At 53.3% G+C, this 18,507-nt stretch carries 17 protein-coding genes; 12 read left to right on the forward strand and 5 right to left on the reverse strand.

Going from position 1 to position 18,507, the window contains the following annotated elements:
• Nucleotides 1-24: 24 nt before the first annotated feature.
• From rspA to QQZ17_RS07160, 4 genes are all read right to left on the reverse strand, one after another.
• Nucleotides 25-1,239, reverse strand: a complete 1,215-nt coding sequence (gene rspA / locus QQZ17_RS07145; RefSeq protein WP_152404772.1) for a starvation-sensing protein RspA — start codon at nucleotides 1,237-1,239, stop codon at nucleotides 25-27.
• Nucleotides 1,240-1,423: 184 nt separating this feature from the next.
• The gene (locus QQZ17_RS07150) at nucleotides 1,424-2,797 is read right to left on the reverse strand and encodes an MFS transporter (RefSeq protein WP_152404773.1); all 1,374 of its coding nucleotides are present in this window, start codon (nucleotides 2,795-2,797) and stop codon (nucleotides 1,424-1,426) included.
• 74 nt (nucleotides 2,798-2,871) lie between these two features.
• Nucleotides 2,872-3,891, reverse strand: a complete 1,020-nt coding sequence (locus QQZ17_RS07155) for a Zn-dependent oxidoreductase (protein WP_152404774.1) — start codon at nucleotides 3,889-3,891, stop codon at nucleotides 2,872-2,874.
• A 107-nt stretch (nucleotides 3,892-3,998) separates the two neighbouring features.
• Nucleotides 3,999-4,325, reverse strand: a complete 327-nt coding sequence (locus QQZ17_RS07160; RefSeq protein WP_152404775.1) for a YnfA family protein — start codon at nucleotides 4,323-4,325, stop codon at nucleotides 3,999-4,001.
• Between the two features lie 152 nt (nucleotides 4,326-4,477).
• Between QQZ17_RS07160 and QQZ17_RS07165 the strand changes: the two genes are divergently transcribed.
• Complete coding sequence (locus tag QQZ17_RS07165; protein WP_152404776.1) at nucleotides 4,478-4,819, forward strand: DUF1283 family protein; 342 nt, start codon at nucleotides 4,478-4,480, stop codon at nucleotides 4,817-4,819.
• A 34-nt stretch (nucleotides 4,820-4,853) separates the two neighbouring features.
• A complete protein-coding gene (gene speG, locus QQZ17_RS07170) occupies nucleotides 4,854-5,414 on the forward strand; it encodes a spermidine N1-acetyltransferase (RefSeq protein ID WP_152404777.1) in 561 nt (186 codons plus the stop codon).
• Nucleotides 5,415-5,430: 16 nt separating this feature from the next.
• Here the strand turns inward: speG and QQZ17_RS07175 are convergent, their stop codons facing one another.
• Nucleotides 5,431-6,141 (reverse strand): YnfC family lipoprotein, encoded by a 711-nt coding sequence (locus QQZ17_RS07175; protein WP_152404778.1) that lies wholly within the window; start codon nucleotides 6,139-6,141, stop codon nucleotides 5,431-5,433.
• Between the two features lie 631 nt (nucleotides 6,142-6,772).
• Between QQZ17_RS07175 and QQZ17_RS07180 the strand changes: the two genes are divergently transcribed.
• From QQZ17_RS07180 to osmV, 10 genes are all read left to right on the forward strand, one after another.
• On the forward strand, nucleotides 6,773-9,367 hold the full coding sequence (locus QQZ17_RS07180; RefSeq protein WP_152404779.1) for an autotransporter outer membrane beta-barrel domain-containing protein: 2,595 nt from the start codon (nucleotides 6,773-6,775) through the stop codon (nucleotides 9,365-9,367).
• Nucleotides 9,368-9,537: 170 nt separating this feature from the next.
• Nucleotides 9,538-9,846, forward strand: coding sequence for a DUF1161 domain-containing protein (locus QQZ17_RS07185; RefSeq protein WP_152404780.1), 309 nt, complete (start codon nucleotides 9,538-9,540; stop codon nucleotides 9,844-9,846).
• A gap of 271 nt (nucleotides 9,847-10,117) precedes the next feature.
• Nucleotides 10,118-12,553 (forward strand): selenate/tellurate reductase subunit YnfF, encoded by a 2,436-nt coding sequence (ynfF, locus tag QQZ17_RS07190; RefSeq protein WP_152404781.1) that lies wholly within the window; start codon nucleotides 10,118-10,120, stop codon nucleotides 12,551-12,553.
• 10 nt (nucleotides 12,554-12,563) lie between these two features.
• Nucleotides 12,564-13,181, forward strand: coding sequence for a dimethylsulfoxide reductase iron-sulfur subunit DmsB (gene dmsB / locus QQZ17_RS07195; protein WP_152404782.1), 618 nt, complete (start codon nucleotides 12,564-12,566; stop codon nucleotides 13,179-13,181).
• A gap of 1 nt (nucleotide 13,182) precedes the next feature.
• On the forward strand, nucleotides 13,183-14,040 hold the full coding sequence (locus tag QQZ17_RS07200) for a dimethyl sulfoxide reductase anchor subunit family protein (RefSeq protein WP_152404783.1): 858 nt from the start codon (nucleotides 13,183-13,185) through the stop codon (nucleotides 14,038-14,040).
• 42 nt (nucleotides 14,041-14,082) lie between these two features.
• Nucleotides 14,083-14,697, forward strand: coding sequence for a Tat proofreading chaperone DmsD (dmsD, locus tag QQZ17_RS07205; RefSeq protein WP_152404784.1), 615 nt, complete (start codon nucleotides 14,083-14,085; stop codon nucleotides 14,695-14,697).
• Between the two features lie 293 nt (nucleotides 14,698-14,990).
• Complete coding sequence (gene osmY / locus QQZ17_RS07210; protein ID WP_152404785.1) at nucleotides 14,991-15,701, forward strand: osmoprotectant ABC transporter permease OsmY; 711 nt, start codon at nucleotides 14,991-14,993, stop codon at nucleotides 15,699-15,701.
• A gap of 28 nt (nucleotides 15,702-15,729) precedes the next feature.
• Entirely contained in the window at nucleotides 15,730-16,632 is a 903-nt protein-coding gene (gene osmX / locus QQZ17_RS07215) for an osmoprotectant ABC transporter substrate-binding protein OsmX (protein ID WP_152404786.1), read from the forward strand.
• Nucleotides 16,633-16,641: 9 nt separating this feature from the next.
• Nucleotides 16,642-17,289: an osmoprotectant ABC transporter permease OsmW gene (osmW, locus tag QQZ17_RS07220; protein WP_046480576.1), complete on the forward strand. Its 648-nt coding sequence runs from the start codon at nucleotides 16,642-16,644 to the stop codon at nucleotides 17,287-17,289.
• Nucleotides 17,289-18,437, forward strand: coding sequence for an osmoprotectant ABC transporter ATP-binding protein OsmV (gene osmV / locus QQZ17_RS07225; RefSeq protein ID WP_152404787.1), 1,149 nt, complete (start codon nucleotides 17,289-17,291; stop codon nucleotides 18,435-18,437). The genes osmW and osmV overlap by 1 nt, the downstream gene beginning before the upstream one ends.
• Nucleotides 18,438-18,507 lie beyond the last annotated feature (70 nt).

The following is an 18,507-nucleotide window of genomic DNA, read 5'->3' on the forward strand; positions in this document are numbered from 1 at the left end:
CCTGCGTGAATCGAAATAGGTTTTTTACCAATTCCACAAGGTGCCATCTTCAAGCCGGGCAACCGGCAAATAGGCGGGGTCATAGGGATATTTCGCGGCCAGCTTTTCATCGAACTCGATACCCAGTCCCGGCTTCTCACCCGGATGCATATAGCCGTTGTCAAAGGTCCAGTTGTGCGGGAACACTTCCAGCATCTGCTCGGAATAGCCCATGTACTCCTGAACGCCAAAGTTCGGAACCCACAGGTCAAAGTGCAGCGCAGCGGCCATACAGACCGGAGAAAGATCGGACGGTCCGTGCGATCCTGTACGTACCTGATACAGAGAGGCGAAGTCGGCGATACGACGCATGCCGGTAATTCCGCCCGCGTGGGTGATCGTGGCCCGGATGTAATCGATGAGCTGTTCTTCAATAAGCTGCTTGCAGTCCCAGATGCTGTTAAAGACTTCACCGACGGCAATCGGGGTCACCGTATGCTGACGAATCAGTCGGAAGCACTCCTGATTCTCAGCAGGCGTCGGATCTTCCATCCAGAAAAGACGATAATCTTCGATGCTTTTACCAAAGCGCGCCGCTTCTATGGGCGTCAGACGGTGGTGCATGTCGTGCAACAGGTGTTCGTTAAAGCCGAACGTATTGCGCACCGCCTCGAACAGTTTCGGCGTGAAATCGAGATATTTTTCGGTTGACCACAGTTGTTCTTCCGGCCACTGCCCTTTAGTCGCCGGTTCATAAGCCTGCCCTTTCCCCTTCGCCATGCCGTAGGTGGTTTTCATGCCCGGCACGCCGCACTGTACGCGAATGGCTTTGAATCCCATCTCTTTGTGACGCGCATAGTCTTCCAGCACATCATCAACGGTATGACCCGTGGTGTGGCAGTAAACCATCACGCCTTCGCGCGATGCGCCACCGAGCAACTGATACAACGGCATGTTGGCGGCTTTGGCTTTGATATCCCACAGCGCCATGTCGACGGCGGAGATGGCAGACATGGTCACCGGTCCGCGACGCCAGTACGCCCCCTTATAAAAGAACTGCCAGATATCTTCGATGCGGTGGGCATCACGGCCGATTAACTGCGGGCAAAGATGATCTTTCAGGTACGACGCGACGGACAGCTCACGTCCATTCAGCGTTGCGTCTCCCAGACCGGTGATGCCGTCCTCGGTCGTAATCTTCAACGTGACAAAGTTACGCCCCGGACAGGTGATAAAAACCTCAGCCCCTACAATCTTCATTTTTTCTTCCTGGTTCTGTGTGGTGATGGTGAGAATCTACGCAATTCACATACTACCATACAAGTATAAATGATCTGTTTTTCTGAGCAGATCACAAAACTCGCGGGTTATGTCATGGAATGCTGAATTCAGAAAGGGTGTAAAGACGGCCCTGAAGGACAGGAACCGTCACCCTTGAAGGAGGTCAGACGCGACTGGCTGTCGCAGAACGCCGTTTCCCGGTCACCGGCTGCGCGGCGTCTTCCGGTATCCGCAGATCGCGGTCGCACACTTCAGGCATCAGGAATGCAGAGAGCAGACCAATCAGGGAATAAATCACGATCATCACCAGAATTGGCAGCCAGTTTCCTGTCATGTTGCAGAAAATCCCTGCCAGCACCGGTCCAAAGCCGACCGCCACCAGTCCCCCTGCTTCTTTGGCGATCGCCATACGGGTAAAGCGATTACGTGAGCCAAATATTTCAGCCATCGTAATGTTTTCCAGAGCAAATAATCCCAGTACCGCGACGTTATGAATGACGATCAGAGCCGTCATAATCACGCCCGGTTGGTAAGAGTTATCCACCACGATGGATAACATTGGGTATGCGAGAATAATCGCCGAGATATTCAGCACGATATAGGGTAATCGACGGCCGAATTTGTCGGATAACCATCCCAGTAGCGGGATAGTGATAAAACCAATCACCGAACTTATCATCAGCGCATCCGTCGGAATGGCCTTATTGAACAGCAGCGTCTGCACCAGATATCCGGCAAGAAACGTCTGGATCAGCCCCGAGTTACCGGCCTGACCAAAGCGTAATCCCGTTGCCAGCCAGAAAGATTTACTGGTAAACATCGTTCCCACTGAAATCGCCTCCTGCGAGGCTGTCGCCGGTGCGTCCCCTTCATTGACCTGCTCGAAGACGGGACTTTCTTTCAGGTTCAACCGCAACCAGATCGCAAAAATCATGACGACGACGCTCGCCAGAAATGGAATACGCCAACCCCATGCCAGCAAGGCTTCACGATCGAGCGCAAAGAACATCACCGCCCAAATCGCGGTCGCGCTGAGCGTGCCGCAGTTTGTTCCCATAGCGACCAGTGATGAAATAATTCCCCGCCTACCGACTGGCGCATATTCTGCGAGCATGGTTCCGGCACCGGATATTTCTGCCCCGGCCCCGAGTCCCTGAATAATACGTAATGTCACCAACAGCACGGGTGCAAAAATGCCTATCTGCGCATAAGTCGGAAGTATACCGATTAAGGTCGTACACATTCCCATTAACGTGATGGTAATAAACAACACCTTCTTACGCCCGATCCTGTCCCCCATTTTGCCAAAAAAGAAGGCCCCGATAATGCGGGCGATATAGCCTGCCCCGTAAGTTCCCATTGCGAGAATTAACGCCATTGCCGCCGATTGTTCCGGGAAAAATATTTCATGGAAAACCAGTGCGGCACCCAGAGAATATAACTGAAAGTCCATAAACTCTAATGCGGTGCCTAACCAACCGGAAACCGCGGCGCGCACCAGATCCCGGGTGCTTCTTTCATGCTTTGTTGTATTCATGTCGTCTGTCTCTACAGAGTAAATGCGTACCACGGAATACCCGAATCGTCAGGCATCCATCGCATGAATTAATTTTAAGCGGAAAAGGTGAGTAATACTTTACAACAGCTTTGCTGATCGGTTTCGAATAGCGTTATTGCGTCGATGACCTGTCGATAGTCAAACTGATGCGTGATTAATTTATCAGGGTCGATTAATTTATTTTGCATCCACTCAATAACGGTTGGAAATTTATGCGCGTTCAGTCGGGATGAAAAAATCGTGAGCTCTTTTCCGGTAATCCCCTGTTGGATTATCTGACAAGGGTCACTGGAAAAACCCATTATCACAATACGCGCCGCAGGTGATGCCAGGCCAATGGCTTCAGACAGGATGGTGGGATGGCAGGCCGCATCGATAATCAGCGTCGGTCTGATGCCCTTCTGTGCCAGATATTCCGCTAATGACCGCCGGGCATTATTCATCGTTTCATCGGCCCCGCACGCTTTCGCCATTGCCAGGCGCGCGTCAATCCGGTCAACAACAATCACCGTTTTGACCTGATATACCCCTTTAAGCGCCTGGACGGTGGTTAACCCCATCGGACCGGCGCCGTAAATTAAGGCAATATCATTTTCTGTTGGCGCAACCTGCCCCGTGACATTCGCGGCAATCGTAAAGGGTTCAACCATTACCGCCTGTCGGTCGCTAATCGAATCCGGAATACAATAAACATTACTTTCCGGAACCGTGACATATTCACTGAAGCCACCATCCCGATGAACACCTAATACCGTTAAAGAGGTACAAACATTGGGTTTGCCAACAGTGCAGGGATAACAGACACCGCAACTTATTACGGGATCCACCACCACACGTTCGCCAGCGCGTTTATTCTCCACGCTCTCGCCGACTGCATCAATAATGCCATAGAACTCATGACCAATGACGCGAGGATATTGCGCAAAAGGATTATGTCCACGATATATATGACTATCCGACCCGCAGATCCCTGCTATTTTTACCTTAATCCTCACGTCTCCAGGTTCTGGTAAAGGTAATGGCCGCTGTTCAATGCATAATTTATTTGGCTGTTGAATCACTATACTTTCCATGCGTTTTCCTTACATCAAATTAGTGATGCAAGAAATTTATTCCCCCCATAACTACCATACAAGTATAATGATCAAAAAATCACCAGGCGATCACAAAAAAGAGGCGCTTATCCGCGTCCCCATCCCGCCACAATAATCAGCATTCCGCTGAGCGCGATGAGCGCCCCGCTCCAGTCATACACGCTGAGCTTTACTCCATCCACCACGCGCAGCCAGATAAGCGCAGTACAAACATAAACGCCGCCATACGCAGCATACACCCGACCACTGGCGGCAGGATGCAGCGTCAACAGCCAGACAAACAGCGCCAGCGCAACGCCTGCAGGTAACAGCAACCAGGCGGTAGCCCCCCGCTTTAGCCAGAGCCAGGGGAGAAAGCAGCCGATAATTTCGCAAAGTGCGGTGGCAAAAAAAAGCAGCGTCGTTTTGATCATCTGTATCGTTCATTTACCTGAGGTTCAGGCATGATACGTCATAATTGCCTGAACTTATCCATAACCTTCCGGCGGGTATGCCCTGTGCGAGGAATGGTGTAGAATTTGCCTGTCAATGATGCTTTTTGCGTCGCTCATAAAAGGAACTTGCCATGAACATTACGCTTCGCAAACGCCTGTGCCTGACGGCAATGCTGCTGCTGAGTGCCGTCGTCTACACCGCGACCGCGCAGGCTGAGACCAGTCGACTGGTGATCGAATCCGGTGACAGCGCCCTGAGCCGTCAGCAGGCAGCCATGCAAAAAGAGCAATGGGATGACACACGTAGCCTGCGTCAGAAAATTAACAAGCGCGCGGAAAAAGAGTGGGATAAAGCGGATGCCGCTTTTGATAACCGCGATAGCTGCGAGCAGAGTGCCAATCTGAATGCGTACTGGGAGCCGAATACCCTGCGCTGTCTGGATCGTCGCACCGGTCGCGTGGTTGCCCCCTGATACAAAGAACTAAACGAGACGTTAAGGATTTGGTATGACAAGCGCCCTCAGTGTCAAGCTACGCCCGCTGGAGCGTGAAGATTTACGTTTTGTCCATCAACTCGATAACAATGCCAGCGTGATGCGCTACTGGTTTGAAGAGCCTTATGAGGCCTTCGTCGAGTTGTCCGATCTTTACGATAAGCACATTCACGATCAGAGCGAACGCCGTTTCGTTGTCGAATGCGACGGTGAAAAAGCGGGACTGGTCGAACTGGTTGAAATCAACCATGTCCATCGTCGGGCCGAATTTCAGATCATTATTTCCCCGGAGTATCAGGGAAAAGGTCTCGCCTCACGTGCCGCCAGGCTGGCGATGGACTACGGATTTACCGTACTTAACCTCTATAAGCTGTACCTCATCGTTGATAAAGAGAACGAAAAAGCGATCCACATCTACCGTAAGCTGGGCTTTATGGTTGAAGGTGAACTGATTCATGAATTCTTTATTAACGGTGAATACCGCAATACTATCCGGATGTGTATCTTCCAGCATCAGTACCTGGCGGAACATCGGTCGCCCGGTACGGCGATGTTGAAACCTACCGCGCAGTAATCGCTGCGCGGTCATCTTAGTAGTAATCGATGGTATTTTTGATCGTGTAATTGTGCTCAACCGCGGGCTTGACGCTTTCATCAACGATCACCAGCGTACAGTCCGTGGGATTGGCATGACGGTCATAATCACAGGTTTGCTTAACGTTCCCCAGAGGGCGATCGTTAAGCAGACTTACCGCCGTATAATCAAGCTTCTTACGCGGATCGGTCGAAGGTTTTGCGCTGACGGATAGCGTCTGGTCCTTGCTGACGGTGGTCTTGCCGAGCGGATAACCCTCGGCATCATAGCGATACTGGACTTTCATCTCTTTTCCGGTCGCCGCGACCACAAAGCCATTATCATCGGTATCCCAGACGACGCCGGCTGAAGGCAGTTCCGCGAGCTGACATTTCCCCTGCAGGCGCACCTTTTTCTCCAGCGTTTCGGCATCACGATAAAAGTTCGCATCCAGCACCAGCGCCACGCCGGTATTGTTTTCAAGATCGTGCAGCTCCAGCGAGTCAAAACAGCCTTCCTCAGACAGCGTACCGTTGACGCGCTTCGCCACTTCGCCCTTCTCATTGAGCAACGTCTGGCTGAAGTCCTTTACCGGCCCGCGCAAAGGGTCAAAATCAAACTCATTAGAGAAACTGGCCATTTCCGGCGTAAAGGAGAGCGGTACCGTACCGTTGTCACATCCCACCAGCAAAGTACCGAGCACGAAAAGAAATATCTGTTTTTTCACAGCTTCCCCGAAAGAAAAGGATGATCTCCAGTCATATTAGCAAAGACTGTCGTTTACACGACAGCAAAGCAAAAAAAACCGTTGAGTGCCAACGGGCACATAGCGTCTGGTGGCAAACTTCTACGCAAAACGCGCCCGGACTTTACTTATCTCAACTGCGAGGTTTGATCGAAATCAAGCTATCATGTATTAGCTTTCCGCAAAAATCCTAAATCACCACGCTCACGCATTTAAGCAATGATTGCCTGACAAATGACTAGCAGGTTAGTCATTCGCTCTATAATAAAAATCACTCATCCTCCACGCCTATTATCTCATTGTATAAGGGAAATTATTTGCACTAATCCTAATATTTTAAATGGTCTTAATAAGATACATTGCTGGCAAAAAAACACTTAAGATCTTATATAAGAAAATTAAAGATATATTAAATAGATGAAACCTATTGAACAACACAATAATTAGTCGATAAAACCATTTCTCAATTTAAAATCATGCGAATAAAATACACCTTAAGAAAACAATTTATTTTTACAAATTATATTTTTGTTCATCACCATGCACTAAGGGATTGTTCTTCAATACAAAATTTATTTCGTACACCAGGCACTCTCTTATGGAAGAGACAATTATGAATATTAAAAAATCGCACCAACCAAAATCAATACTGGCAATCGCTATTGCCTTCGCAATACAAACTGCCGCCGCAGCGAATGTGGATAATATCAATCTGTTAACCGTGACGCCTCCGACGGACATCACGAGCGATCTCATTATCGATAATAATGACTCTCTCACCCTTTCCTCAACCGAAAATACCGGCAGTAACTGGAATCAGGTTCGCGCAGCAAGCGTTGGGAGTACCGGCGTCGGTACATTGATTATTGATGGTCGGGATATCCTCGTTGCCGAAGGGGCTATCATTGGTTACGGGGGGACCGGTATCGTCACCTTGACCAATGGCGCCACCTGGAGAACGAATAACTGGCATATCCAGCTTGGAATGGGGAATGGTTCCGGCACGCTGAATGTGCTTAACGGCAGTAAAATAACTGGACTTGATGATTTGCGCATTGGTGAAGCATACGAAGATGCCCAGGGAGTGGTAAACATTGACGGCGCTAATTCTTCAATTGAAACCAGTTGGACCGTCGTCGGCGATCAGGGACATGGTCAATTATTCATTACCAACGGCGGTAAGCTCTCAACGACCAGTCACATGAGTATTGGCCTCGTCGGAGTGACGGTTAATACCGATGCTAAAGGCTTTGGTGAAACCCGGGTCGATGGGGCTAATTCAATGCTGGACGTTGCTGCGGCCATCAATCTGGGCGGGTTCTCAACCGTAAATAATACCGCCAAAGGGATCCTCACCGTCAGCAATGGCGCAACCGTTAAGTCCGGCACGTTGATCCGCCTGGCCTATGGCAACGGCAGTACCGGGATTTTAAATATCGGCGGCGCGCAGGGAGAAACCGAACAGGCGGCAGGCAACATTGAGGCGTCACGAATTTATCTGATGAATAACAGCGATCAGAACACCGCCATTCTGAACTTCAACCATTCCAGTCAGGACTTCGTGCTGGCATCGCGAATTTACGGCAATGGTGAAGTCAACCACGTTGGTTCGGGGGTGACCACGCTGACCGGGGCCAATACTTACAGCGGCAACACGCTTGTCTCCAGAGGGACGCTGCGCGCAGGCGCGGAAAATACCTTTAGCGACGCGTCAGATTACATCGTCAACGACGGTGCCAGTTTGGATCTTAATGGCTATTCGCAAACCCTGAACTCGCTGGCACTGGCAGGCACGACGACGCTCTCTTCCCCACCGCGAGTGAAAGCGGCCTTTAGCCCGACCACGTTAACCATCAACGGCAATTACACGGGCAACAACGGTCTGCTGGCCTTACGCACCGTATTAGGCGATGACCTTTCGGCGACCGATAAGCTGGTTGTTCGTGGTGATACCAGCGGCACCACGCGTGTCAGCGTCAGCAACGCTGGCGGCGGCGGTTCGCAGACGGTAGAAGGCATCCCGGTTGTGGAAGTGGAAGGAGCCTCCAACGGTACCTTTGTCAAAGAAGGCCGTATCGTCGCAGGCGCTTACGACTACAACATCATCAAAAAGAACAACCAGAACTGGCATCTGACCAGCGAAGTAATTCCCGATCCGTTACCGCCAGATGAGCCCGCGCCAGCATCACCGGAACAGCCGGTTCCGGAGACTCCTGCCGCCCCGGAAGGTAAACACCAGTATCGCCCGGAAACCGGCAGCTATCTGGCAAACACCCTTGCCGCCAATACGCTGTTTACCACCCGCCTCCACGATCGTCTGGGCGAAACGCAGTATACCGACGCGTTAACCGGCGAGCAGAAGGTGACCAGCCTGTGGATGCGCCACATCGGCGGCCATAACCGCTTCAAGGACGGTTCCGGGCAGATAAGCACCCAGAGCAACCGCTATGTGCTGCAACTCGGCGGTGATATTGCGCAATGGAGTACCGACGGTCTGGATCGCTGGCATCTGGGTCTGATGGCCGGTTACGCCAACAGCAAGAGCCGCAGCCATTCCAGTCTGACCGGATACACCTCTCGCGGGGAAATCAGCGGCTACAGCGCCGGTCTGTACGGCACCTGGTATGCCAACGACGCCGATAAAACCGGGGCTTATGTTGATGGCTGGATGCTCTACAACTGGTTTGACAACACCGTCTCCGGACAGGGACTGGCCTCTGAAGAGTATGACTCAGACGGCATCACCGCCTCTGTCGAAACGGGTTATACCTGGAAACTGGCCGAATTCAGCGAACGTAACGCGCTGTACATTCAGCCTAAAGTCCAGGTGACCTGGATGGACGTGCAGGCCGATACCCACATCGAGAAAAACGGTACCCGGGTGGTGGATAAAACCGACGGCAATCTGCAAACCCGCCTGGGTGTGAAAGCGTACCTGCAAGGGCATAACGCGATGGATGACGGTAAAGACCGCACCTTCCAGCCGTTTGTCGAAGCCAACTGGATCCACAACACGCAGAATTACAGCGTGCAGATGGATGACATCAACAGCGAAGTGAAAGGCAGCCGCAACATAGCTGAACTGAAAGCTGGTGTTGAAGGTCAACTGACGAAAAATGTCACCCTGTGGGGCAACGTCGCCCAACAGATTGGCGACAATGGCTACAGCGATACGCAAGGTATGCTGGGGCTGAAATACAGCTTCTGACCCTTCCTCCCGTGGCAACACGGGGGATTTAGCACAAACCCTGACACCGTCGGGGTTTTTGCTTTTGGGGAAAAGAGAGAGCTTTCCGATTCTTCGACAGGTTGCTGGCAATGACAATTGCTTACACTATCAATGCTATGCTTAATCGGTGCATCTCAACAATGGAGCTGATGATGAAATTTTCCCGAGGAATACTGACATGTGTACTGCTGAGCGCCTCCCCGCTGGTGTTCGCCGTCCCTGACTCCTGCGAACGTGTCAGGAGTGATATTGAGCAGCGCATCATCAATAACGGCGTGCCGGAGGCCAATTTCACCCTGAGCATCGTGCCAAACGATCAGGCCGATCAGCCTGACTCACAGGTTGTAGGGCATTGCGCCAACGACACGCATAAAATTCTCTACACCCGAACCAGCAGTGGTAATGCACCTGCCAGCACCACGCCTTCTCAGGAAGGTGCCAACACCGAGCCGCAGTAATTCCGCCTGTTTTTCGCCCTCCGGCAACGGAGGGTTTCCCTCACTTTGATATGGATTAATAACCCCTACTCATTAAGGGGTAAAATTCATTCCTGCTTAGCATGTCTCTGATATCGCTATAGAAAAAACTATACAACGCTCTGTTTGACGGTGGGGTATCAACACAACACCGCCTGCATCACACCGATCAATACAGAAAACAAAGGAATGGCTGTTCCCGGAAACAGGGACGCAACCAGGTCAGTTTTTGACATTAGCAAAGTGAGCAACCATGAAAATCACCACGCCTGAGGCCCTCATGACGGCCAGTATCAGTCGCCGTAGTCTGGTGAAATCATCCGCTATTGGCAGCCTTGCGCTTGCCAGTAGCGCTTTCACCCTCCCTTTCACCCGGATCGCGCGCGCCGCAGACGGCATGACGCCCGCGCCGGTCGAAGAAAAAGCGGTCTGGAGTTCCTGTACCGTTAACTGCGGAAGCCGTTGTCTGCTGCGTCTGCACGTCAAAGATGACACGGTTTATTGGGTGGAGTCTGACACCACCGGCAGCGATGAGTATGGCAACCATCAGGTTCGCGCCTGCTTGCGCGGTCGCTCGATACGTCGACGCATGAATCACCCCGACAGGCTGAAATACCCGATGAAACGCGTCGGCAAACGCGGTGAAGGCAAGTTTGAACGCATCACCTGGGACGAAGCGCTGGATATCGTCGGCGACAACCTGAAGCGGATCCTCAAAGAGTATGGCAACGAGGCGGTCCACGTGCTGTACGGCACTGGCGTCGACGGCGGAAACATTACCAACTCTAATGTCCCTTACCGTCTGATGAACGCCTGCGGCGGCTACCTTAGCCGTTACGGCAGTTACAGCACCGCGCAGATCAGCGCCGCCATGAGCTACATGTTTGGCAGCAACGATGGCAACAGCCCTGATGACATTGCCAATACGAAACTGGTGGTGATGTTTGGCAACAACCCTGCGGAAACCCGTATGAGCGGCGGCGGCGTCACTTACTACGTCGAACAGGCGCGTGAACGTTCCAATGCGCGAATGATCGTTATCGATCCGCGTTATAACGACACCGCCGCCGGACGCGAAGATGAATGGCTGCCCATCCGTCCCGGCACGGACGGCGCGCTGGCGGCAGCAATCGCCTGGGTGTTGATTACTGAAGATCTGGTCGATAAGCCGTTCCTCGACAAATACTGCGTCGGTTACGATGAAACCACCCTGCCTGCCGGTGCGCCGCGTAACGCGCACTACAAGGCGTACATCCTCGGCGAAGGTCCGGACGGCATAGCCAAAACCCCGGAGTGGGCGTCCCGCATCACCAGTATTCCGGCGGATAAAATCATCCAGTTGGCCCGTGAAATTGGCTCGGCGAAACCGGCCTATATTTGCCAGGGCTGGGGACCTCAGCGTCACTCCAACGGCGAGCAAACCGCACGGGCTATCGCCATGCTGTCGGTACTCACCGGCAACGTCGGCATCAACGGCGGTAACTCAGGCGTACGTGAAGGCACCTGGGATCTCGGCGTGGAGTGGTTTTCGATGCTCGATAACCCGGTGAAAACGCAAATCTCCGTGTTCACCTGGACCGATGCTATCGATCATGGCACCGAAATGACCGCCACGCGCGACGGCATACGCGGCAAAGAGAAACTGGATGTTCCCATCAAGTTCATGTGGTGCTACGCCAGTAATACGCTGATTAACCAGCACGGGAATATCGCCCATACTCATGAGGTGCTACAGGACGACAGCAAGTGCGAAATGATTGTCGGCATTGAACATTTCATGACGGCCTCGGCGAAGTACTGCGACATCCTGCAGCCAGATTTAATGCCAACGGAGCAGGAAGATCTGATCTCCCACGAATCTGCGGGCAACATGGGCTATGTAATCCTCGGCCAGCCCGCGACCTCAGCGAAGTTTGAAAGAAAGCCTATTTACTGGATGCTCAGCGAAATCGCCCGCCGACTTGGGCCTGACGTATACCAGACGTTCACCGAAGGACGCTCGCAGCATGAATGGGTGAAATACCTGCATGCGAAAACCAAAGAGCGCAATCCGGAAATGCCGGATTACGAAGAGATGAAGCAAACCGGTATCTTCAAGAAAAAATGTCCGGAAGAGCACTACGTCGCCTTCCGCGCGTTCCGTGAAGATCCAAACGCTAACCCGCTGAAAACGCCGTCAGGGAAAATTGAAATTTACTCTGCGCGGCTGGCCACTCTCGCCGAGACCTGGGAACTGAAGGCGGATGAGGTAATCCATCCTCTGCCCGCCTATGCTCCCGGTTTCGACGGCTGGGACGATCCGATCCGCAAAACATACCCGCTGCAACTCACCGGATTCCACTATAAGGCGCGCACCCACTCCAGCTATGGCAACATTGACGTCCTGCAACAGGCCTGCCCGCAGGAGATCTGGATTAACCCGATTGATGCCAACGCGCGCGGGATTCAACACGGTGACACCGTCCGGGTATTTAACAATAACGGTCAGATGCTGATCCCCGCCAAGGTAACGCCACGCATTCTGCCCGGCGTCACTGCCATTGGTCAGGGGGCGTGGCTCAAGGCCGATATGTTTGGCGACCAGGTAGACCACGGTGGCTCCATCAACATCCTGACGTCACACCGCCCTTCGCCGTTGGCAAAAGGGAATCCTTCGCACAGTAATCTCGTTCAGGTTGAAAAGGTTTAAGGAGTAACCGATGACAACTCAGTATGGATTTTTTATCGATTCCAGCCGTTGCACCGGGTGCAAAACCTGCGAACTGGCCTGCAAGGACTACAAGGATTTAACCCCGGATGTCAGTTTTCGCCGCATTTATGAATACGCGGGCGGAGACTGGCAGGAAGACAACGGCGTCTGGCATCAGAACGTTTTTGCCTACTATCTCTCTATTGCCTGCAACCACTGCGAAGATCCGGCCTGTACCAAGGTCTGCCCGAGCGGAGCGATGCACAAGCGGGAAGACGGTTTTGTGGTCGTGGATGAAGATATCTGCATCGGCTGCCGCTACTGCCATATGGCCTGCCCGTACGGCGCGCCACAGTACAATGCCGCTAAGGGTCACATGACCAAGTGCGATGGCTGTCATGACCGCGTGGCAGAGGGTAAGAAACCGATCTGTGTCGAATCTTGTCCGCTGCGCGCGCTGGATTTCGGTCCCATCGACGAACTGCGTAAGAAACACGGTGAACTGGCTGCCGTTGCGCCACTGCCGGGTGCGCACTTCACGAAGCCGAGTATTGTGATCAAACCGAATGCCAACAGCCGTCCGACCGGGGATACCACCGGTTATCTGGCAAATCCGAAGGAGGTGTAAAATGGGAAGTGGATGGCATGAATGGCCGCTGGTGCTGTTTACAGTACTCGGCCAGTGCGTCGTGGGCGCGCTGATTGTCAGTGGGCTTGGCTGGTTTGCGATGAAAGACGATGCCGCCGCCCGGCAACGCCTGGTTCGCAGCATGTTTTTCCTCTGGCTGGTGATGGGGCTGGGATTCCTGGCGTCGATCGTGCATCTCGGGTCGCCGATGCGGGCATTCAACTCACTCAACCGCATTGGCGCATCCGGGTTGAGCAATGAAATCGCCGCAGGCTCGGTCTTTTTCGCCGTGGGTGGTATCTGGTGGCTGGTCGCCGTACTGGGTAAAATGCCGCCCGCGCTGGGAAAACTCTGGCTGCTGCTCGGCATGGTGCTGGGTATCGTCTTCGTCTGGGCAATGACCCGTGTTTACCTGATCGATACCGTACCGACCTGGTATACTGGCTATACGACGCTGGCGTTCTTCATGACGGTATTGCTCAGCGGCCCCCTGTTCGCGGCATTACTGTTGCGGGCGTCCCGCGTCACCTTTAGCGGAACCGTGTTCGCCAGTATCAGCGTACTGGCGCTGCTGGTCAGCGTGGGTGTCATTGTCCTGCAAGGCATGTCGCTGGCGACGATTCACAGTTCGGTTCAGCAGGCCTCTGCGCTGGTGCCGGATTATGCCTCCCTGCAGGTATGGCGTGTGGTGTTGCTTACCGCCGGACTGGGCTGCTGGATCTGCCCGCTGGTACGCCGCAAAGAACCGCATGTCGCCGGGTTGCTACTGGGGTTACTCCTCGTGCTTGGTGGCGAAATAATAGGTCGTGGCCTGTTTTATGGCCTGCATATGACCGTCGGTATGGCGGTAGCAGGTTAACAAATCCGTGCGGGGAAACCCGCACTTCTCAGGATGTTTCAGATGACTGATTTTACTCAACGTGATGATTTTGCGATGACGGCACGCGTGCTGGGGGCCCTGTTTTATTACGCGCCCGACAGCGCCGAGGCCGCCCCTCTGGTATCAGCGTTAACCGCAGATGACTGGCAGACTCAGTGGCCGCTGGCAGCGGAAATACTGGCTCCGCTGGCGACGGATTTTAAACGCGTCAGCGATGAATCACTTCCCGAGGCGTTTCAGCGCCTGTTCGTGGGGCCGTATGCGTTACCGTCGCCACCCTGGGGTTCCGTCTGGTTAGATCGCGAAAATGTCCTGTTTGGCGAGTCCACTCTGGCCCTGCGTCAGTGGATGCGCGACAACGGCATTCACGTCGAAGCAACGCAAAATGAACCCGAGGATCATTTCGGTTCGTTATTGCTGATGGCGGCGTGGCTGGCTGAAAGTGGCCGACACACTGAATGCGAACAGCTGCTGGCGTGGCATCTGTTCCCGTGGTCATCCCGCTTCCTGGACATATTTATTGATAACGCCGGTCATCCTTTTTATCGGGCTCTCGGCGAACTGGCCCGCCACACCCTGGCACAGTGGCAGTCTCAGTTACTGACTCCGGTCGCGGAAAAACCGTTATTCCGCTAACCCTCTGAAGGCAGGTTTTTCCTGCCTTTTCTGATACCTGCACTTTTCTTTGTTGTTACAGTGTCACTTCTGATTGGCGTTTTTAAGACAATTCTTTACATACCCTGCTTATCCTTTACGGCATAAGGCCAAATCGCGTTTAGCGATTAATAGTCTGCGAATCTAATTTGCCTTCACGCTGGAATCCTTCCCACCCTGTTGCTATAGCTCAAAACACCCTGCCGATACATGGCATAACAACATGCGACGATTATTCGCCGCCATAACGCATGCAAACAGGGAGACACACTGCAATGCACACTTCCACGTTAAAACACGTGCTGGGCTTTAGTTTCGTCATCATTGTGCTACTGGCACTGCTGATCTGGGGAATTGGCGTCGAAACGCTCAAATCACGTCAGGTCGATTTGCTCTATCTCGGCCAACAGCACCTGATTTTAGTCCTTACCTCAATGTTCTTCGCCCTACTGGTCGGTATTCCAAGCGGTATCCTGCTCAGCCGCCCCGCAGCAAAGGGGATTGCTGAATATGCCATGCAGATCTTCAACATTGGCAACACGCTACCTCCGCTGGCCGTTCTCGCGCTGGCGATGGTCATTATCGGCATTGGCGACCTACCCGCTATTGTTGCGCTGTTTCTGGCGTCACTGTTGCCGATTGTGCGTAACACCTATGCCGGACTGATTTCTGTCCCACCGTCGCTGATTGAAGCGGCAAACGGCATCGGTATGACGAAATGGCAGCGGCTTCGTCAGGTGGAAATCCCCAACGCCTGGCCGGTGATGCTTTCCGGGATCCGCATTGCCACAGCGATTAACGTCGGAACCGCCCCGCTGGCGTTTCTGATTGGCGCCAGCAGCTACGGCGAGCTGATTTTCCCCGGCATCTATCTTAACGACTTCCCGACATTGATTTTGGGGGCGACCGCCACCGCACTTTTCGCCCTGATCCTCGACAGTCTGCTCGCCTGGCTTGGGCGCGCCCTGAGCCCGCACACGGCCTGATGACAATGATAAAAACAAGGAGCGCTAAATGAATCTCAAGAATACATGGCTGGGATGGCTCGCCGCCGCGCTGTTGATGAGCACGCAGGTCCAGGCCGCCCCCATTATCCTCGCCACCAAGAGCTTTACCGAACAGCACATTCTCTCGGCCATGACCGTTCAGTATCTGCAAAAAAAAGGATTTCAGGTTCAGCCACAGACCAATATCGCCACGGTCATCTCACGGAATGCGATGATCAATAAACAGATTGATATGACATGGGAATACACCGGCACTTCGTTGATTATTTTCAACCATATCAATGAGCGCATGAGCCCGCAGGCGTCGTATGACACGGTGAAGCGCCTTGATGCCAGGCTGGGGCTGGTATGGCTGAAACCGGCAGATATGAACAACACCTACGCGTTCGCCATGCAACGTAAGCGCGCCGAAGCGGAAAACATCAACACCATGTCGGAGATGGTGGCGAAAATTGAGCACATCCGCCAGACCGATCCCGACAACAACTGGTTGCTGGGGCTCGACCTGGAATTTGCCGGGCGCAGTGACGGAATGAAGCCGCTACAGCAGGCCTATCAGATGGAGCTTGACCGACCGCAAATCCGCCAGATGGATCCCGGACTGGTCTACAACGCCGTGCGTGATGGCTTTATTGACGCCGGCCTTATCTATACCACTGACGGTCGTGTGAAGGGTTTTGATCTCAAGGTGCTGGAAGATGATAAGGGCTTCTTCCCAAGTTACGCTGTCACGCCTGTGGTGCGTAAAGATACGCTGGAGGCCAACCCAGGGCTTGCCGAGGCGCTCAATATCCTCTCGGAGCAGTTAAATAATGACGTGATCAGTTCATTGAATGCGAAGGTTGATATCGATCACCAGTCACCTCAGCAGGTTGCTCGTGAATTCCTGCAACAAAAGAACCTGCTGTAAGGAGCGCATATGGATACGATTCACTACATGATCGATAACGCAGGTTATCTGGCGACGCTCACTTTTCAGCATCTGTGGCTGGTGGCGCTGGCGGTTGGCCTGGCGATTGTGACTGGCGTACCGCTCGGGATCCTGATTGTCCGCCACAAATGGCTGGCAACGCCCGTACTGAGCGCCGCCACGCTGCTATTGACGATTCCATCTATTGCCCTCTTCGGGCTGATGATCCCTCTGTTTTCGCTGATCGGTCACGGAATTGGCGCACTGCCCGCCATTACCGCCGTGTTCCTCTACTCGCTGCTGCCTATCGTGCGTAACACCCATACCGCACTGGACAGCATCCCACCGGGCTTACGCGAAGCGGGTCGCGGGATTGGCATGACGTTCTGGCAGCGTTTGCGCTGGGTTGAGATCCCAATGGCTTTACCGGTGATTTTCGGCGGGATCCGCACCGCCGTGGTCATGAACATCGGCGTGATGGCGATTGCCGCAGTGATTGGCGCAGGCGGCCTGGGATTACTGTTACTGAATGGTATCGGCGGCAGCGACATTCGCATGCTGATTGCCGGCGCATTGATGATTTGTCTTTTAGCGATTGTACTTGACTGGCTGTTACACCGCCTGCAAGTCGTCCTGACACCGAAGGGGATACGATAATGATAAAACTGGAAAACCTCACCAAACAATTTTCGCAGAAAAACGGTCAGCCGCTTAAGGCCGTCGATAACGTCAATCTGAACGTGCCAGAGGGAGAAATGTGCGTTCTGCTGGGGCCGTCGGGCTGCGGCAAGACCACTACCCTGAAGATGATTAACCGCCTGATTACCCCGAGCAGCGGCAACATCCTGATTAACGGTGAAAATACGGGCGAGATGGATACCGTGACCCTGCGCCGCAACATTGGCTATGTGATCCAGCAGATTGGTCTGTTCCCTAACATGACGATTGAAGAAAACATTACGGTCGTCCCCCGCATGCTGGGCTGGGATAAAGCCCGCTGTAAAAGCCGTGCCGAAGAGTTGATGGAGATGGTAGCAATGGATGCGAAGAAGTTTCTGCATCGTTATCCAAAAGAGATGTCCGGCGGCCAGCAACAGCGTATTGGCGTCATTCGCGCCCTGGCGGCGGATCCGCCGGTTCTGCTGATGGATGAACCGTTTGGCGCCGTCGACCCCATCAACCGCGAAGTGATCCAGAACCAGTTCCTCGACATGCAGCGCGCGTTGAAGAAAACGGTGATGTTGGTAAGTCATGATATTGATGAAGCGTTGAAACTCGGCGATCGTATTGCCGTATTCCGCCAGGGACGCATTGTCCAGTGCGCCAGCCCGGATGAGTTGTTGGCCAAACCGGCCAACGACTTTGTCGGTTCATTCGTCGGTCAGGACCGTACGCTCAAGCGCCTGCTGCTGGTCTCGGCGGGCGACGTGACCGACCAGCAGCCAACGCTGACCGCGCAACCGTCTACGTCGCTGAATGAAGCCTTTGGGATTATGGATGACAACGACATTCGTGCGATTACGGTGGTGGATGGCGAAGGTAAACCGCTGGGCTTTGTGAAACGTCGCGAGGCGCGTCAGGCCACCGGCACCTGCGCAGACATCATTCATCCCTTCCGTATTACCGGCAAGGCCGAAGACAACCTGCGTATTGTGCTGTCCAAGCTGTATGAAAGTAATACCAGTTGGATGCCGATTGTTGACGAGGACGGTCGCTACAACGGCGAGATCTCACAGGATTACATCGCCGATTATCTCAGTTCTGGACGTACCCGCCGGGCGCTGAACATTCACGAAAGCAGCTAAGACCGGTTTTGACAGTATAAAAAAACCGGGGAGCGCGTTGGCTCCCCGGTTTCATCATTATGATGTGTAA

The organism is Citrobacter sp. T1.2D-1, assembly GCF_950098555.1.
Classification (GTDB): domain Bacteria; phylum Pseudomonadota; class Gammaproteobacteria; order Enterobacterales; family Enterobacteriaceae; genus Citrobacter_A; species Citrobacter_A telavivensis.

Excerpts from the sequence above, each read along its gene's own strand:
- dmsB (WP_152404782.1), top strand. The coding sequence starts at position 12,564 with ATGACAACTCAGTATGGATTTTTTATCGATTCCAGCCGTTGCACCGGG.
- QQZ17_RS07155 (WP_152404774.1), bottom strand. The coding sequence starts at position 3,891 with ATGGAAAGTATAGTGATTCAACAGCCAAATAAATTATGCATTGAACAG.
- ynfF (WP_152404781.1), top strand. The coding sequence starts at position 10,118 with ATGAAAATCACCACGCCTGAGGCCCTCATGACGGCCAGTATCAGTCGC.
- osmY (WP_152404785.1), top strand. The coding sequence starts at position 14,991 with ATGCACACTTCCACGTTAAAACACGTGCTGGGCTTTAGTTTCGTCATC.
- osmW (WP_046480576.1), top strand. The coding sequence starts at position 16,642 with ATGGATACGATTCACTACATGATCGATAACGCAGGTTATCTGGCGACG.
- dmsD (WP_152404784.1), top strand. The coding sequence starts at position 14,083 with ATGACTGATTTTACTCAACGTGATGATTTTGCGATGACGGCACGCGTG.
- QQZ17_RS07180 (WP_152404779.1), top strand. The coding sequence starts at position 6,773 with ATGAATATTAAAAAATCGCACCAACCAAAATCAATACTGGCAATCGCT.
- rspA (WP_152404772.1), bottom strand. The coding sequence starts at position 1,239 with ATGAAGATTGTAGGGGCTGAGGTTTTTATCACCTGTCCGGGGCGTAAC.
- QQZ17_RS07185 (WP_152404780.1), top strand. The coding sequence starts at position 9,538 with ATGATGAAATTTTCCCGAGGAATACTGACATGTGTACTGCTGAGCGCC.
- QQZ17_RS07150 (WP_152404773.1), bottom strand. The coding sequence starts at position 2,797 with ATGAATACAACAAAGCATGAAAGAAGCACCCGGGATCTGGTGCGCGCC.
- osmX (WP_152404786.1), top strand. The coding sequence starts at position 15,730 with ATGAATCTCAAGAATACATGGCTGGGATGGCTCGCCGCCGCGCTGTTG.
- osmV (WP_152404787.1), top strand. The coding sequence starts at position 17,289 with ATGATAAAACTGGAAAACCTCACCAAACAATTTTCGCAGAAAAACGGT.
- QQZ17_RS07160 (WP_152404775.1), bottom strand. The coding sequence starts at position 4,325 with ATGATCAAAACGACGCTGCTTTTTTTTGCCACCGCACTTTGCGAAATT.
- speG (WP_152404777.1), top strand. The coding sequence starts at position 4,854 with ATGACAAGCGCCCTCAGTGTCAAGCTACGCCCGCTGGAGCGTGAAGAT.
- QQZ17_RS07200 (WP_152404783.1), top strand. The coding sequence starts at position 13,183 with ATGGGAAGTGGATGGCATGAATGGCCGCTGGTGCTGTTTACAGTACTC.
- QQZ17_RS07165 (WP_152404776.1), top strand. The coding sequence starts at position 4,478 with ATGAACATTACGCTTCGCAAACGCCTGTGCCTGACGGCAATGCTGCTG.